This is a genomic window from Vibrio sp. R10-SF1-ISO8, from assembly GCF_059833805.1.
This window is the reverse complement of record NZ_JCBDHL010000019.1, coordinates 377,254-395,810: the sequence shown is the minus strand read 5'-3', so window position 1 is coordinate 395,810 and position 18,557 is coordinate 377,254. Positions and strand designations below refer to the sequence as shown.

Below are 18,557 nucleotides of genomic sequence, written 5' to 3'. Positions count from 1 at the left end.
GAAATGATGCTCAAATTTCCCCCATTCTTTGCTCTTTATTGATAATGATAATCAAAATAATAATTAATATATGGAACTAGGATGAAGTTACTTTTCCAGTTGGCTCATAAACAATACAAAGCCTTAGCGCTTGTTATTTTACTTAGTGTCACCAGTGCATTTCTTAGCATCGGTGTCATCGCATTCATACAGTATGAACTTCTCAGTCAAACAACGAGCGTACATAGTGCTATCTGGCAGTTTGCCGGATTATTAGTACTGCTGCTCGTCACTGCAACGGTTGCACAGGTTTCACTTCATAAGTTAGGCCACCAATTTGTCTTTGCCAAGCGGTGCCAATTGGTGAAACAACTGATCAACACTGATATCGAACAAATTGAGGGTGTCGGTAGCGCAGGTGTATTAGCTTCGTTAAATACGGATATTCGCAATATTACCATCGCCTTTGTCACTCTGCCTGAAATGATTTACGGATTGGTATTGACTGTCGTAGCCTTATCTTATTTGGCTTTCTTGTCATTGCCACTATTTGGCGTCAGTTTGTTGATGCTCGGTTCGACGGGCGTTATCGGCTACGGACTCGTTACACGTATCACTTTCCATGTTCGACAGGTTCGTGAACTCGAAGATAAGCTATACCACGACTATCAGGCATTGATCGATGGACGCAAAGAGCTATCGCTTAACCCTAATCGAGCTCGTCGTTATTTTGAGGATGAGTTTGGTCCCAATGCCGCGGGTTATCGAGACGAAGTCACAAGAGCAGACATCTACAACGGTTTTGCTGCCAACATGGCTAACACGATTGTACTGGCACTGATTGGTCTCAACTTTTATCTGGCGCTGGGTTTAGGTTGGGCTGGTTTTGACGTTGCTTCTACCTTTGCATTAGTTATTTTGTTTATGCGTATGCCGCTTATGGCAGCGGTCGGTGCGTTACCGGGTCTGATTAGCGCCAATATTTCTATGCGTAAACTTGAATCGCTCGATTTAAGTGACAATGAAAACCTTGTTAAAGCGAACAAGGCTCCTGATACCTTTAGCTATATTGACCTTCAACAGGTTACTTATGAGTATCGCGCTGACGGAGATGATCAGCCATTTAAAGTTGGCCCGATTAATTTCAAAGCTAACCAAGGTGAGATGATCTTCATCATAGGTGGTAATGGCAGCGGTAAATCTACGTTTGCTCGCTTGCTAACAGGTCTCTATCGCCCGCACTCTGGTAACGTCCTCCTCAATGGCAAGCAGATGGTAGAACACAATTGGTCTGACTACCGTCAGCAATTCTCTACCGTGTTCAGTGATTTCTACTTGTTCCACCAGATCACTAATGGACAAGGCCAAAATGTTCCAGAGGCCGATATCAAAGAGTGGATGGACCGTCTGGAAATGAGCCACAAAGTGACTCAAGAGAATGGTCGCTTGTCGGATGTTCGTTATTCACAGGGGCAGCGTAAGCGTCTTGCGTTACTGATGGCCGTTACTGAACAGCGAGGCTGCATGCTTCTCGACGAATGGGCGGCAGATCAAGACCCTCGCTTTAGAAAAGTATTTTACCAACAGTTATTGCCGCTACTAAAAGAACGTGGTGTGACTGTGATTGCGATTACCCACGATGACCGCTATTTCGATGCGGCCGATCGCATTTTCAAAATGGATAGTGGACAGCTGACGGAACTTGATACTGCGGATAAATCACAAGCTCAACAAGCAGTAGAAAGTGTCGTCGCTTAGACAAATATCAAAACAATAAAAAACAACGAATCAGTTGAGGAAATTATGAGTATTGACAGCCCAAACACAGAATTCACCGTCGTTATAAACTCGCAAGAGCAGTACAGCATCTGGCCGACTTACCATCCAATTCCAAATGGTTGGAAGAAAGTAGGGGTAACAGGTAACAAGGAAATATGCCTTGCCCACATTAATGAAGTGTGGACAGACATGCGTCCAAAGAGCTTACGTGAAGCTTTAGCCGAGTGAACATTCTCGTCATATAGCCTATACCAACCAAAATAAATGTTCGGTCAGTTTTGCTCGTTAAAATCGCTGAGAGGATCGCTATAGATTCTTTCTGTAGCTCAATAAGCTAGCTGTAATCAAGGCTTGATCTTAGCGATATTGCTTTGCGCAATGATCTGAAGGTTTATTTGTCCGGATTGGTACCACTACTGGGTGTCGACTAGACACCTAACATTCAAAAGTTTTTAGGTATACACATGTCAGTGGATGATATCTCGATAGCTCCTGCAAACATTAGTTGGAGCCCACTATCTCATTCTCAACAACGTCTATGGTTGTTCCAGCAACTGATGCCAGAAAGTATTGCTTATAATACTGGCGGGCTTTTGTGGTTGTCGGGGAAAGAACTCAGTAAAGAAACAATAGTCGATACTTTCAAATCAGTACTGTCACTTCATAGCGCTGTTCATTTGGAAATTGAAGAGAAAGACGGACAACCTGCACAAATAGCAAGGCTTCAATCCCCTTACATAGCGTACATTGATGCCCGCGAGCATTCTGACCCTAAGAGTTTTGCTTATCAAGACGCTTTGAAAAAAGTTCGCGAACCATATAATTTGGTCGCTTCCCCTCTTTATCGGTTAGCTTTGTATCAGGTGAGTGAAGGCGAGTTCGCTGTTTGTATCGCTGCTCATCATATTATCGTAGATGCTTGGTCACTCCAGCTATTAGTCAAAGCTGTTATTGACAGCCTATCTGGTAAAACGCTTCGCGAACCCCGTGGACAAAGCTATCAAGCCTTCGCAACTGAACAACAGCTTGTTGATTTGAGCGAAGATCAAAAACAATGGCAAAATCTTGCGCTAATGAGTCATGAGCCATGTATGTTGCCAGTGAGTAACGACGTTCAGAAAAATGCTTACCAGGCTGGGCATGTTGAAGATTCGTTGAGTAAGAAAGAGTCAGACGCGGTGGCAAAAGTTGCCAAAGAACATGGTATTACTCGATTTGAAGTGTTGTCAGCAGCTATGCTGTTAACCCTAGCTAGCTATGCGAATCACGCACACCCCGCGATTAATGTTCCTGCGTTAAACAGGAATTCGGCCAACCGACGTAACATAGGTTTTTATGTCAACAATGCAATTTTAGGTGTTCAGGCGTCGGCGGATTTAACTTTGTCTGACGTACTACACAAGACTAAATCTAACTTACGTAACGCACTCAAATTTGAACATCTGCCAATAGAAAAATTGGTTGGTGGTATGCCTTTACCAACTGCCGCTTTTAACTATCGTAGTCATGGTCATAACCTGAATATTAAAACGCACAGTGTAGAGGGAGTTTTTGAGGAATTCCCTGTAACGGAAACGCCTTTTGAGCTTGTTTTAGATGCGATTACAGGTGATGAGCTAGCGATCAGATTAGTCTATGCAAAAGAGAAGTTTACATCGAGTCAAATAGACAACTTTCTCGAAAGCTACAAAAGTATTTTAAAACAATTCTGTGCTACCCCTGAACAAAAACTATCGCAGCTGAAAACGCTTTCCTCACAGGATACGCTTCGTTTAAACCAACATGGCGAGGTTCAACAAGCGTGGAACCCAGTGACCTTTATGGCACTGGTGACTGAGCAAGCAAAACTGCGTCCTGAAAAAATTGCTTTAAAACATGGCGATAAAACGCTGACTTACGCAGAACTAGAGGCTCAATCGAATTTAGTTGCACATTCACTGAGTCAAAGAAAAGTGCTAGCTGAAGCAGTTGTCGGTGTGATGATGGAGCGTGGCACCGATATGCTAGTCGCCATGCTGGGCATCATGAAAGCAGGTTGTGCATTCCTACCGCTTGATCCGGGTTATCCAGCGGAGCGCATCAGCTTTATGCTTGAAGACAGTGAAGCTCAGCAGTTACTGACTCAGCAGCACTTGTTGGAAAAGACTCAAGATCTTTTCGTAAGCTCTAAAAGTGCTCAAGAGTGTATTGTTATTGAATCTTTGTTAGCAGCTGAAGCTCCAGTGATTGAGCTTGCTGAGTGTTCCTATCGAGAGATCAATCTAGACCAGTTGGCGTATTTGATTTACACCTCTGGCTCAACAGGTAAGCCTAAAGGCGTGGCAGTCAGTCATCGCGGACTGACAATGCACGTCCAGACGATTGGCGAGCAGTATGGCATGACACCTGAAGACACAGAGCTGCATTTTGCCTCTATCAGCTTTGATGGTGCTGTTGAGCGTTGGACTGTGCCACTGGCGTTTGGCTCAACACTTATCATTCGTGACCAACAGTTGTGGACACCAGAAAAAACGACTCAAGTATTGGTCGACGAGAACGTCACCATCGCTTGTTTCCCGCCAAGTTATGCAGGACCTTGGCTAGATTGGGCTGAACAAACTCAGCCAGACTTATCTTTACGCTCATTGACACTGGGTGGTGAGGCATTTACCCGAGAAACGTTTGAACGAATTCAACGGGTGGTGAATCCACCTCGTATCGTCAATGGTTACGGCCCGACAGAAACCGTCGTTACTCCGATGATCTGGCGTGCTTATCCAGAAGATAAACTGGAAAGCTCGTACGCGCCGATTGGTCAGCCTGTAGGTGACCGTAAGTTGTATGTGCTGGATGAGAACCTTAAGCAGGTACCATTTGGATCGGTTGGAGAGCTGTACATTGGCATGGAATCTGGCCTTGCTCGTGGTTACTTGAAACGACCTGACTTGACCGCAGAACGTTTTATACCGGATCCATTTGCCGCTAACGGCGAGCGTATGTATCGCACTGGTGATTTGGTTCGATTTAGACAAGATGGTGTTGTTGAATACCTTGGCCGTGCCGATCAGCAAGTAAAAATTCGTGGTTTCCGTATTGAGCTCGGAGAGATTGAATCTCGCCTACAGACGCTTGCTAACGCTGAGTTCTGCGCCGTCGTCGCACACGAGTCGCCGACAGGAAAGCGCCTAGTTGGTTATGTTCAATTGAGTGAAACAGAGCAACAATCTGAATCTCAATGGCGCATAGAATTAGCCTCCCAATTGCCAGATTATATGGTGCCGTCACGTATCATTGTTAGCCAGACACTTCCTCTGACACCTGCTGGTAAGGTGGATCGCAAGCAACTTGCCGCACCGGTTTGGGATGAAGAACGAAAAGCGGGTGCACCGCTGGAAGGGGACATTCAACATCAACTGGCTGAATTATGGCGTGAGCTCCTTAAACTAGAGTCCATTGGTTCTGACAGCCATTTCTTTGCACTTGGTGGAGATTCAATTACTGCGCTACAAATGGTAGGTAAGCTTCGTCAGCGAGGTTTGATGCTGACACCAAAGCAAGTGTTTGACCACCCTATACTTGGTGAAATGGCGTTATGTGTTCTCGATAGCCAAATCAAACCAGCTGAACAAGGTGAGCTGAATGGCAAAGTAGCCTTGCTACCAATGCAGAAGCGATTCGTTGAACGTGGCTATTCTAACAAAAACAAGCTAGATAAGAATGGCCAGCTTGAACTATGTAACCAGTACGCAAAACTCAACTTGCCAACTCCGGTTAATGCAGACGCGATTGTTCGAGCACTCAAGCAAGTGGTGCAACATCACGACGGTTTGCGTCTTTCTTTCGAAGCTCCTAATGCAACAACATCTGACACAGTAGAGTATCTAGCTGAATATGTTCCTAGTGCAGATTTTGCCTTCAACCTTTATGCAGAGCAGATAGACACCAATGCTGTGCAGAGTACGATTAATCCGTCTGTTGGTAAGCAATTGTCTGTCGGCTTAAACGTCGAGACGGGCGAAATGCTGGTTGCCGTTCACCACCTTGTCATTGATGCGCTTTCTTGGCCTGTGCTTATTCAAGATTTGCTGGGCAGTTATCAGCAAGAAATGGGTGTTAACTCTTATGCCTTCGCTTCAAAAACTCACAATCAGGCTGATTGGTATGAGGCTCTAGAGAATCTTCATATCAGTCATAAACAGTCCGAATTCTGGAATGCTCAGCGAGCAGAACCTGCTTTTGCTGAAGGTTCAGCTAAGGAAGGCAAAAGTAAAGGAATTCATAAGCACAGTTACCATATAGCCAAAGAGATCGCCGAGCCACTGCTTACATCGACTCAAGCCTTTGCCAGAATGAGCAAGGAGCAGACTTTGATGGCATTGTCTGCGCTTGCAGTAAAACAAATAACCTCTGCAAACGAGATTGTCATTCATCGCGAAAGCCATGGTCGATTCAGTGAGTCGTTTGGATTAGATCTTTCACGCAGTGTTAACTGGCATACTGCGCTGTTCCCACAAAAAGTTGTGTTGAGTGACGGCATTAGTGAACTGTTAGCGAGTGTAAAAGATGGCTCACATGCAATCACCGATGGTGGCTTGAGTTACTCAGCGGGTGTTGTTCAGCAGCAATGGCAGTATCAAGACAATGTTGATGTACTATTTAACTTCCTAGGCCGAGCAACGCAGGCTGACGTGAAAGAGGCTGAACTGGGTGAGTTTGGCCTATGGCGACCAGAAGACGCTATAGCTGATGCCGCAATTGTACTGAATATCAGCGAAACTGATGATGGCTTTGACGTCGATTTGGAGTTCTCACTTTCTGCTCTGTCGAAATCTGAGTGTGATGCGTATGTTCATCACTTAGAAGCGGCAATCAAAGCAGTGACGGAACATTGCACGTCTAACTCCGCCGTTTTGACACAAGCTGATGCGCCAAACACTAATCTGAGTCTCGTGACGCTAAGCCATGTAAGTGGTAGCGCTCATCAACTTCCGAATCAAATTCTACCGTTGTCTACGCTACAGCAAGGTTTGTACTTCCACGCTCAGCTATCGCAAGACACCAGTACCTACGTCAACCAGATTACCTTGCCTATATCGGGAGCTGACGCTGCTCAATTAGAAGAGGGTTGGAAAGCCTTGATGAAGCGTCATTCGATTCTACGTAGTACGCTGCATCAAGTAGAAGGTCAGGCACATCTGTATGTATGGGATGACCTTCCTATCACGAGCAGAGTCTTTGATGGGCGAGAGGAAGTAGGCTTTGATCTAGAATCGTATAAACGTTCGCTTATTGAGCAAGGTTTTGAACTGGAGCAAGATGCGAGCGCCCAGCAGCTAAAACCTTTGTGGCGAGTAGATCTTGTGACAACGGGCGACAATGAGATCGCTTGTATCTTCACCATCCACCACATTCTGATGGATGGTTGGAGCACCGGTGTTCTACTTAGCGAACTGTTTGCTCACTACCAAAATATGAGCCTGCCTGTTGTCAGCCATGATTTTGCTGACTATTTAGAATGGGTTGTACAGCAAGAGCCAGAAAGTGCTCAAGAGTACTGGCGTGGTTATCTGAATGGTGTTGAAGCGCCAACAATGTTGGTTGAACAATACGGTTCGAACAAAGATAAACTAGGGCATGTGCGCCACAACGTGGACTTCAGTGCTGAGGCACTAAGTGGTTGGCAGTCTCAACTGAAGTCATCTGGCATCACGCTAAACACTCTCATTCAAGGCGCATGGCTACTGACACTTCAACGTTACACGGGCCAGTCTCAGCCTGTTTTTGGCAATACGGTTGCGGGTCGACCATCGTCACTGGCAAACAGTGAAGCCATGGTTGGGCTCTTTATTAATACCTTGCCTGTTACATCAATGGTGGACTGGCAGGCGAAAACCGGTAAATGGCTTGCCGATATACAAGAGCAGGCGAGCGCGCAGCGTGAATTCAGCCATGTCTCTCTGTCAGAGGTACAAGCACAATCTCCACTTGCTGGTGAGAATCTGTTTGATTCGTTGGTGGTGTTTGAAAACTATCCATTGGATGAGAGCCTGTTTAGTGAAACTGGCCTTAAGATTGGCGAGCCTGACAGCTATGAGTTTACGCATTACCCGTTAACGCTGGCGGTATTGCCAGGTGAATCATTACGTATTGTGTTTGCGTACGACTCAGCGAAATTCTCACAGTCAGATATTGATGCGCTGTCAGCAACGACGTCTCATTATCTTGAGCAGCTTGTCGATAAGTTGGCTCATAATCTGAGTGATATTGATGTATTGGACGCTAAGCAACAGTCTCGTTTGTCTGATCATATTAAAGCGTCTGAACCTTGGGCTTACAAACCCTACACTGAACTGTTAAAAGAGCAGGTGATTGCTCAACCAGATAGTGAAGCGCTTGTGGCGAATCCTCTCGGGGGAAGTGTTTTATCAACCAAGGGCACTGGACGGCTTGCTTTGACATACCAACAGCTGGATAACTTCAGTGATGGTGTGGCAGCTGAGCTAATCGCACGCGGCATTCAACGAGACCAACGGGTTGGTGTAATGTTTGCTCGTGGTGCAGACATGCTGGTGGCAATGATCGGTGTTTTGAAATCCGGAGCTGCATTCTTACCTTTAGATCCTTCATACCCTCAAGATCGACTGGCCTATATGGTTGAAGATTGCGACGCACAATGGTTAATTTCAGATGACAGTTCGCAACAATTAGCACGTGAGATTTGTCAGCGAGATAATATCATTGCGTATTCCGATATCGACCTTCAGCAACCTCTTTTAAATCGCCCTGAAATTTTAGAAGAGCAGCTGGCGTATGTGATTTATACCTCCGGGTCAACGGGTAAACCGAAAGGTGTGTGTGTTTCTCATTCTGGTCTGAGCATGCATGTTCAAACCATTGGCCAACGATATGGCATGACGCCACAAGACGTCGAGCTGCACTTTGCTTCGATCAGTTTTGATGGTGCAGTAGAGAGATGGACTGTGCCTCTGGCCTTCGGTTCAAAGTTGGTGATTCGAGATCAGCAGCTTTGGAGTGCGCAAGAGACATGTGAAGTGCTTGAGCGTGAAGCCGTGACCATCGCGTGTTTCCCGCCAAGCTATGTTGGACCACTGCTAGAGTGGATTGAGGTTGAACAGCCAACATTAGCGGTACGCTCTTGGACTCTGGGTGGTGAAGCCTTTACACGAGAGACCTATTTCAAGCTTCAGCAGGTACTGAATCCGAAGCGTATTATCAACGGGTACGGCCCGACGGAAACAGTCGTGACGCCAATGATCTGGCAGGCTTATCCTGAAACACCGCTAGAAAGTGCTTATGCCCCTATCGGTACTGCTGTCGGTGCACGTAGTCTGTATGTATTGGATAGCGACCTTCGTCAAGTTCCTTCTGGTGTCAGTGGTGAATTGTACATTGGTGAAGAAGTTGGCTTAGCTCGCGGTTATCTTGATCGTCCAGACTTAACGGCCGAGCGTTTCGTTCCCGATCCATTCGCGAATAATGGAGAGCGCATGTATCGCACTGGCGACTTAGTTCGCTGGCGCGAAGATGGCGTAATGGAGTATCTGGGTCGAGCAGATGACCAAATAAAAATTCGAGGCTTCCGTGTCGAATTAGGTGAAATCGAGTCACGAATACAGAGCATCAGTGGCAGTAAACTGAGTGCTGTCACCGCCTTTGAAGGTTCAGCTGGAAAATACTTGGTCGGTTACATAGAAGGTCAGGCTGACCTAATAAACGGCGATGATATTCTCGCTCAAATGGCGAAAGTACTACCTGACTACATGGTGCCTTCACAGCTTGTGGTCATGGATTCGATGCCGTTGACGCCAGCAAGTAAAGTCGACAAGAAAAAACTGCCGCAGCCTGATAATCATGTTCAGCACAAAGCCTATGAAGCACCAGAAGGTGAGATTGAGCAGCTTCTGGCACAAGAATGGCAAGCCTTGTTTGGGCTGGAGAGAGTTAGTCGTAATGATGATTTCTTCGCTCTGGGTGGTCAGTCATTACTTGCTACCCAGCTAGTTGGACGTTTGCAGCAAAAACACCAGATTCGTCTTTTACTACAGAGTGTCTTTGATTCTCCAAGATTAGATGTGATGGCAACTCAGTGTACGTCACTCAAAGAACCTGCAGTCAAGATCAAAGCAGTGCCGCGCATGGAATACATGCCAGTAAGTGCTTCGCAGAAGCGTTTATGGTTTGTTCAACAGCTGATGCCTGAAAGCTCTGCTTATCACATGCCGCTTGGCCTTAAGTTAAAAGGTGAAGTGAATAGAGAGTGGCTAGAGCAGTCGTTGCGCACTGTGATTAGCCGCCATGAGGCTCTGCGTACCAGCTTCGTGCAGGTGGATGGCGAGCTGATGCAGTCTATCCATTCTGATGACGACGCATGTCATTTCGCATTACCAGAATACTCAGCTGATGAGTTCTTCGACCTAGAGGCTCAGCGCCTCAACTGGATCGGTGAAGCTTTTGATTTGTCATCGCCTTTACTATTGAGAGCGTACTCAATAAAGCATTCAGAACAGGAATTTGAGTTACTTCTGGTTGTCCATCACATCATCTCTGATGGCATTTCGATTCAAAACCTAGTTCGAGAGCTGTCGGCTGTTTATTCGTCGTACGGTCATTCAGGTCAGATTGAATCAAACATTGAGACTGATGCACTGGATTACGCCGATCACGCTAGCTGGCAGCAAGAATGGTTAAAATCAGATAGCGCCAAAGAATCACTGTCATGGTGGAAAGAGGCGTTAGCAAAAGATATTGAGCCGCTTGTGCTCCATAGCGATGTCGCGAGAGATCAGCTAGAAACTACCGGTCAGCGTCATCATTTCACTCTGACCAAGCAGCAGGTCAACGAGATTGAAACTCTTGCTGCACAAAGTGCAACGACCCCGTTTAACGTTATGTTAAGCCTGTGGCACTTATTGCTTCACAAGTATTCTGGGCGTGATGAAATTCGAGTCGGTATCCCGGTTGCAGGCCGAACACAACCAGATACTCAGCAGATGCAAGGTTGCTTCATCAACAATTTGGTGGTCCCTGCGCAGTTAGATGCTGCGATGAGTTACGACAATCTGCTCCATGAGATAAAACGTTTTACCGAGCAGGCGTTGACCCATCAGGATGTGCCATTTGAAGTATTGGTAGAGTCTCTTGGTGTGACGGGTAATTTGCAGCACCATCCGTTGTACCAGACGAGTTTCAACTTCCAACGTATTGAGCGCTCAATTCTCACTGAATGGGGAGGATTACAAGCAGAAGCGTTTGATCCGGGCGTGGTCGCGGCTCAGTTAGAATTAAGCTTAGATGTTCAGGCTTATGATGACGGTGAATGGAGTGGTTTTGTTAACTATGCAGCACCAGTATTCGATAATACGTTTGTCGAAGCGTTACTTGGTCACTGGCTCAAGCTGCTTGAACAAGTTGCATTGAATCCTAACGCGATGCTGTCTGAACTCAAGTTGGTTGATTCTGACGAGTTCGCACAAATTGAAGCATTCAACGCGACGAAGAAATCTTGGGGTGAAATGCTTCCTCCACCAGTCGCTGTTGAAGCTCAAGCAAAGCGCACACCTGAGGCGATTGCTTTGTCCATGGGGCAGCAGTCGATGACTTACGCTGAATTCGACTGCAAAGTGAATCAGTTGGCTCAGTGGCTACGTCAACAAGGTGTGGGCGAAGAAACCAGAGTCGGCCTTGGTTTACCGCGTTCGTTTGAACTAGTGATTGGCTTACACGCGATTACTCGTGCTGGTGGTGCTTATGTGCCATTGGACCCAAGTTATCCAGCAGAACGTTTGAATTATATTCTTGAGTCTGCGGATGTATCCATTTTACTGACCGATAGTGAGACCTTGCCACAATGGCCAGAAAATCCTCAATGTCAGTATGTGGCGCTAAATCAGGCTGAGATCTTACAGCAAGTCAACGAGCAGAGCACTGTGGCTCCGGTGGTAAATTGGCAGGCTGAACAGTCGCTGTATGTCATCTTTACTTCCGGTTCTACAGGACTACCAAAAGGCGTGGTAAATACCCAGTCGGCACTGCACAACCGTTTGGCTTGGATGCAAAACGAGTATCAGTTAGATGCCAGTGACTGTGTTCTCCAGAAAACACCGTTTAGCTTTGATGTCTCTGTATGGGAGTTCTTCTGGCCACTTATGTATGGTGCAAGACTAGCGATTGCTGAGCCAGATCATCACCGACAACCTGAGCTATTGCATAGCACCATTCGAGAGCAGGGCGTAACGACGATCCATTTCGTTCCTTCAATGCTTCATGCTTTTGAAAGTGAGACGGATATTGGAGAGTGCAGCAGCCTGCGCCGTATTATTTGTAGCGGTGAAGCGTTGCCTGCTGAGTTGACCGAAAAAGTGTTGACGGGTGCGCCAGATTGTCAGCTGCATAACCTCTATGGTCCGACTGAAGCGGCTATTGACGTGACTTACTGGCAATGCGAATTACCTATCGGTAAACGCATCCCGATTGGTCACGCGATTAGCAACACTCAGCTTCATGTATTGGATGATTGTTGGAATCCAGTGCCAGTCGGCGTCCCAGGTGAGCTATACCTAGCGGGTGCTGGTCTCGCGCGTGAATACCTATCCAGACCGGATTTGACCGCCGATCGCTTTGTGCCAAATCCGTTTGGGTGCGAGCAAGATGGGAACATTGGTTCTCGTATGTACCGCACCGGTGACCAAGTAGTTCGCATGCCAGATGGCAGACTTGAATATCTGGGTCGATTGGATCATCAGGTAAAAATTCGTGGACTTCGTATTGAGCTGGAAGAAATTGAAAATGTTCTCAACCAGTACGATGACGTCGATGAATCGGCAGTCATTGCTTATGAACATCAAACAGGTACGCAGCTTGTCGCTTACGTGGTTTGCGGTGAGTGGAATTCAGAAAAAGAAACCGCTGCTAAAGCGCACTTGAATGACCACCTTCCAGACTACATGGTTCCGGCCATCTACGTTGCACTGGATGAAATGCCTCTTTCACCAAATGGCAAGCGTGATCGCAAAGCGTTGCCTTCTCCAGAGTGGACTAAGGTGGAATATCGCGCCCCAGAGAGTGAACTGGAAATCTGGTTTGCCAACACTTGGCAGCAAGTCCTTGGCTCAGAAAAAGTGGGCTTAGACGATAACTTCTTTGCGCTCGGAGGCCATTCTCTGTTAGCCACACGTATCGTCGCTCAAGCACAAAAAGAGCTCGATTTGGCGATCTCATTAAAAGACTTCTTTGCCGCTGGGACGCTACAGGCGTTAACGGATGCACTTCAATCTCAGTATCAGGCAAACAATGAACAAGAACAGGATGAACTCGACGCCATGGCAGCACTAATGGACGAGTTGGAATTGTTATGACCCAAGAATCAAACTTAAAAGCACAACAAAAACCAAAAATAGACAAATTTGCATTAGCAAAACGTTTTCTAAACCTTGGTGAGCAAGAGCAGGCGAAATTTATCGCTTTTCTTGACGCCAAAGGAATGAGTTTCGAAAAGTTACCGATTGTCCCAGCAGAGGAGGTGCGTGATGTGCCTCTTTCTCCGGCGCAGAAAAGACTTTGGGACATTTATCAGCTTGATGCTGGTAATAGTGCTTACCATATCAGTGGTGGTTTTGAGCTAGCTGGTGAGCTCTCAACCGATAAAATGGAACTGGCGCTTGCTGGTGTCATGAGTAAACACCACGCCCTAAGAACGCGCTTTGTTGTTTCGGACCAAGGTGAGCCGAAGCAACATGTTGACCAGCACTGTATTGCTCACGTTGAGCTTAAAGATGCTAGGCACTTAACGGAAAGTCAGCTGGGCGAATGGACAGCGGAATTTATCGCTAAGCCGTTTGATTTGCTTCATGAGATGCCAGTGCGAATGGCGTGTATTCGTGCATCTGAAGACAAAACCCATGTGATCATCGTGATGCACCATATAGTATCTGACGGCTGGTCTATCGGATTATTTATGCGGGATCTGGTCACCGCCTATCAGGGTGAGTATCTAGAGCCATTGAGTATCCAGTACAGTGACTTTTCTGTCTGGCAGGATGCACTACTAAAAGCGGGCAAAGGGGACGAGGATCTTCAATTCTGGCAGCAAGAGCTGGGTGAGAAGCAGCCGCAAAAATTGTTTGAGTGGACGGGCGATATTGCACCTAATCAGCGTCGAGAAGCACAGCAGGTAAGCCTAAAATTTGATGGTAATGTTTCTGAACGCATTGCACGCCTTGCAAGGCAAAATAACGTCACCACTTCGAGTTTTTGGCTAGCCATTTGGCAGGCAGCGCTGTTCAAGTTGACAGGACGTAACGATATCAATATTGGTATGCCAATGGCTAACCGCGCCCGACCAGAAGTATCTGACGTTATTGGGTTTTTCGTCAACACTAATGTGGTTTCGCAAAACGTACAACCTGAGCAGAGCTTTGGTCAAATCATGACTAGAGCTCACAGCAAAGTGCTAGAGATTCAGGAACATCAACTATTGCCGTTTGATCGTGTGGTTTCTTCATTGTTGGCGGAAAGGTTGGTTGGCGAAACGCCTTACTTTCAAGTGTTGTTTAATCATCAGGTCAATCAAACCGAGTCGGTCGAGTTTGCTCCGGGTGTAGCGGTAAAGCCGCTGGCGCTTAAAGGCAACTTCGCCCTGTTTGATGTTGCTTTGGATGTGTTGGAATCTTCGAGCGGTACTCAGGTAACGCTGACCTATGCCAAAGATCGTATCGACCCCGAGATGATGGTTTCGCTTATTAGCACTCTGAACCTGTTGGCCTCACAAGCAGAGCAAAACCTGAATACACCATTGGCTGCGCTTAAATCACTGGATGAGGTTCAACTTACCAGATTATCGCAACTGTCGCAGCCAGAAGGTGAGTGGCGTTATCAACCCGTCACTGAGTTGTTCGACCTACAGGGTATTGAGCAACCGTCAGCCATTGCATTAAAACACGGTCAACAAAGTGTCACGTTTAAACAGCTGGAAGAAAAGTCGAACCAGCTGGCAAACCAGTTAGTAGAGCAGGGCGTCGTTCGAGATCAAGCTGTGGGCGTTCTTTTTGAGCGCGGCTACGAAATGATCATAGCGATGATCGCCATTATGAAGGCTGGTGGGGCGTTTCTACCACTTGACCCTGATTATCCGACCGACCGATTGGCTTACATGATTGAGGATTCAGCTGCGAGCTTGGTTATCAGCGAGCAATCATTGCGCTCACGTTGGGAAGAGATTGATTCGCACGTCTTCTCACATTCGGATCAGGCGGCTTCAGTTTCACCGCTTTATATGGATGCGCTAGATTGGCAAGGGCTTTCAAAAGTCAAGCCAGAAGCGAAACTATTGCCAGAGCAGTTGGCTTACATCATCTACACCTCAGGGTCGACGGGTAAGCCGAAAGGCGTGGCGATTGCCCATGATGGCCTGAGTATGCATGTGCAAACGATTGGGGCTCAGTATGGGATGACGCAAGATGACGTTGAACTCCACTTTGCTTCAATCAGTTTTGATGGAGCAGTAGAGCGCTGGACAGTGCCATTGGCGTTTGGTTCTCGTTTGGTGATTCGCGATCAACAACTGTGGAGTGCAGAGAAAACCTGTGATGTCCTCAAACAGGAAGGGATTACGATAGCCTGTTTCCCTCCAAGTTATGTCGGTCCTTTATTGGACTGGATTGAGACGACTCAGCCTCAGTTGAATGTACGTTCTTGGACTTTGGGTGGTGAAGCCTTTACCCGTGAAACCTATGACCGCCTGCAATCTATTGTAAATCCACCACGTATTATCAATGGTTATGGGCCAACAGAAACCGTGGTGACACCAATGATCTGGCGTGCTTATCCACAGGATAAGCTGACCAGTGCCTATGCACCTATCGGTCAACCTGTTGGGGCTCGTAGGCTTTATGTGTTAGATGGTTTGCTTAATCAAGTTGCCGAAGGCGCAGTCGGAGAGTTGTACATTGGTGAAGAAGTCGGCCTCGCACGTGGCTATCTGGGTAAGCCGGATATGACCTCTGAGAGATTTATGCCGGATCCATTTAGCAATAATGGCGAGCGTATGTATCGCACTGGTGACTTAGTTCGTTGGCGAGAAGACGGTGTCATGGAATATTTTGGCCGTGTTGACCAACAGATAAAAATCCGTGGATTCAGAGTCGAGCTGGGTGAGATTGAATCAAGGCTTCAGCAAATATCCGGTGTCGAGACTTGCGTGGTTGTGGCGCATCGTCATGGTTCTGTGACTCACCTTGTGGGATATCTCCATGGCGCTGATGCAAACAAGTCTGATAGCGTTTTGATATTATCTGAGCTTGCAGAGCATTTGCCTGAGTATATGGTTCCAGCGCATCTCGTGGTGCTAGATGATTTGCCATTAACTCCAGCAGGTAAGGTAGATAGAAAAGCGCTGCCGGAGCCAGAATTCAAATCTGAGTTGTCGCAAGGTTTGCCACCTGAAGGTGAGAAAGAAACTCTCCTTGCTGAGATTTGGCAAGAGCTACTGGGTATTAATTTTGTCAGCCGAGAAGATAGCTTCTTTGCGTTAGGTGGGGATTCTATATTGAGCCTTCAGCTGGTGAGTAAATTGAAACTGGCAGGCCTCAACGTATCTCCAAAGCAAGTATTCCAAGCGCCAGTACTGAGCGAGTTAGCACAAGTACTTGAAGCAGCGGTTGAGCAAGAGCAAAGAGAGTTACCAAAAGAACCATTTGGTCTGATGCCAATTCAGGCTCATTTCATGGCGCAAAACTTTGTTCAGCCAAACCACTGGAACCAACATGTGTGTGTTGAGTTGAAGCAGGATATGGATATTCAGGCACTGGATACTGCGCTCAAAGGGTTAGTAGAGCACCATCCTGCGCTGAGATTGTCATTTTCTCAAAATGAGGGTAAATGGCAGCAGCAATACGTCGAGAATGTTACCCATGATCTTCTATGGAAAACTCAGCTAAACAGCTTAGAAGAATTCGAAGTGTTCGCTCACGAGTTGCAAACAAGCCTTGATATCGAAGCGGGCCGACTGATTCAGGCAGGGTACGCTCAAATTGAGGGGCATAAACCTCGCTTGATGATTGTAATTCATCACCTGGCTGTAGATGGCGTCTCATGGCGAGTCCTGATGGATGATTTATGGCGTGCCTATCAGCAAACGCTTTCTAGCGACCAAAACTCAACCAAAACAGTTGAGCTACCGCCTGTTTACACCTCGATGGATATGGCGGTGAATAGTCTCAAAAAATGGGCATCAACAGAACAAGGCAAAGCTAGAAAAGCCGTTTGGGATGAACAAGCTTTCCATGCGGAAAATACACACGCTAAAGCAATCTATGGCAACAAGCGTTCACAAAAGGTAGCGCTAAGCCGAGAGTTGACGTCAGCTTTACTGAGTACTGAAAATATCACAGTTGAACTCGTCTCTGCTTTGACAGCAATCATGGGAAGCAGCGAAGAGACTCAAAGCGTGTATCTAGAAAGTCATGGTCGCGACGAATCTGTATTTGAAGGTTTAGAGCTCAGCCGCATGGTGGGCTGGATGACGAGCCTATATCTAATGACTTTGAATGCCTCAGATTCTCGAGACGATATCGCTAAGCGTATGGCACAATTGAGCCAAGACTCAGGCATTGGCTATGGACTGCGCTACTTAGACGCTGAGCCTGAAGAACAAACTGCGCAGCTAACATTCAATTACCTAGGGCAGTATCAAGGCAATAGTTTTGCTCATTGGTGTCAACCAGTGTCGTCAAACTCGCGTGACCAAGCCGATGGCAACACCATGTTGACGCCTTTAGTCATCAATGCCCAAGTTGTCGATGGTGTATTAAGCGCTGATTTTGAATATGCAACGAGTCATTACTCGAAATCAGATATCGAGGCCAAAGCAAATGCATGGATAGAAAAGCTTGAATTGATACACTCGGTATCTAAATCGCAAAAAGGCGAGGCGATAGAAGCCAAAGCTAACCTCAAACTGATCGAGAAGCTTAATCCTAATGTTGAAGGGATTGCACCTGTATTCTGCATTCACCCAGTGACAGGCCGAACAGTTGGCTACCAGAAACTGGCTCAAGCATTGGCTGGCAAACGGACCGTTTATGGTGTTCAGTCTCAGAGCTTCGTCTATCCAAATCGCTTTGACACTTCGTTTAGCGCAATGGCTGATACTTATTGCGCGACTATTCGTCAAATACAGCCATTAGGGCCTTACACATTGATTGGTTGGTCGCTTGGTGGCGCGCTCTGTCAAGAAGTCGCAGCTCGCCTCGAAGCTGCTGGTGAAAGTGTTGATTTCCTTGGGTTGCTCGACTGTTATGTGCCTGGCACTGAAATTGCCGAAGACCAATGGGAATCACCGACAGCAAAAGCCAAGCTGATTGAGCATCTAGAATTGCTATTAGGTAAGTTATCGGAAGGGCAGAAGCAAACCTGTCTTGCAGGATTTGACCAATCAACTCCTGATAATTGGCCAAGCGTATTTTCATCTTGGTTGGCGTCACAAAACTTTGATCACTATCTGTCGGAAAGTGCGCAGCAAATGATGTACAGCTGGGCGGTAGAGCAGCACATGCGCGCATTATGTCGTGACTATACATTGCCAAAGATACTCGCTAAGCCGACTGCATATTGGGCTGGTCAACCAAAAGGTCGAAATAAACTACTGTCTAAAACGCTATCAGTAGTTAACACTCCGTTAAGCAGTGAAGTGTTCGATACTGATCACTTGGGGATAGTTCAGGATGAGAGTGTTGTTAATAAACTTGGGTACTTATTAATAAACAATACATTATAGATCCACATCAACTAATTTATAGATTCCA

4 protein-coding genes are annotated in these 18,557 nt (G+C 46.6%); all 4 read left to right on the top strand.

Annotated features, from left to right (window positions below; genetic code table 11):
* Positions 1-81: 81 nt before the first annotated feature.
* Positions 82-1,737, top strand: a complete 1,656-nt coding sequence (locus AC6R00_RS16635; RefSeq protein ID WP_500641219.1) for a multidrug ABC transporter permease/ATP-binding protein — start codon at positions 82-84, stop codon at positions 1,735-1,737.
* Between the two features lie 45 nt (positions 1,738-1,782).
* Positions 1,783-1,986, top strand: a complete 204-nt coding sequence (locus tag AC6R00_RS16630; protein ID WP_239855729.1) for an MbtH family protein — start codon at positions 1,783-1,785, stop codon at positions 1,984-1,986.
* Positions 1,987-2,222: 236 nt separating this feature from the next.
* The gene (locus AC6R00_RS16625; RefSeq protein ID WP_500641218.1) at positions 2,223-13,112 is read left to right on the top strand and encodes an amino acid adenylation domain-containing protein; all 10,890 of its coding nucleotides are present in this window, start codon (positions 2,223-2,225) and stop codon (positions 13,110-13,112) included.
* Entirely contained in the window at positions 13,109-18,529 is a 5,421-nt protein-coding gene (locus tag AC6R00_RS16620) for a non-ribosomal peptide synthetase (protein ID WP_500641217.1), read from the top strand. Before AC6R00_RS16625 ends, AC6R00_RS16620 begins: the two co-directional genes overlap by 4 nt.
* Positions 18,530-18,557 lie beyond the last annotated feature (28 nt).

What these genes read in the sequence shown, in the direction of transcription:
- AC6R00_RS16625 (WP_500641218.1), top strand. Translation starts at nt 2,223, where the DNA reads ATGTCAGTGGATGATATCTCGATAGCTCCTGCAAACATTAGTTGGAGC.
- AC6R00_RS16620 (WP_500641217.1), top strand. Translation starts at nt 13,109, where the DNA reads ATGACCCAAGAATCAAACTTAAAAGCACAACAAAAACCAAAAATAGAC.
- AC6R00_RS16635 (WP_500641219.1), top strand. Translation starts at nt 82, where the DNA reads ATGAAGTTACTTTTCCAGTTGGCTCATAAACAATACAAAGCCTTAGCG.
- AC6R00_RS16630 (WP_239855729.1), top strand. Translation starts at nt 1,783, where the DNA reads ATGAGTATTGACAGCCCAAACACAGAATTCACCGTCGTTATAAACTCG.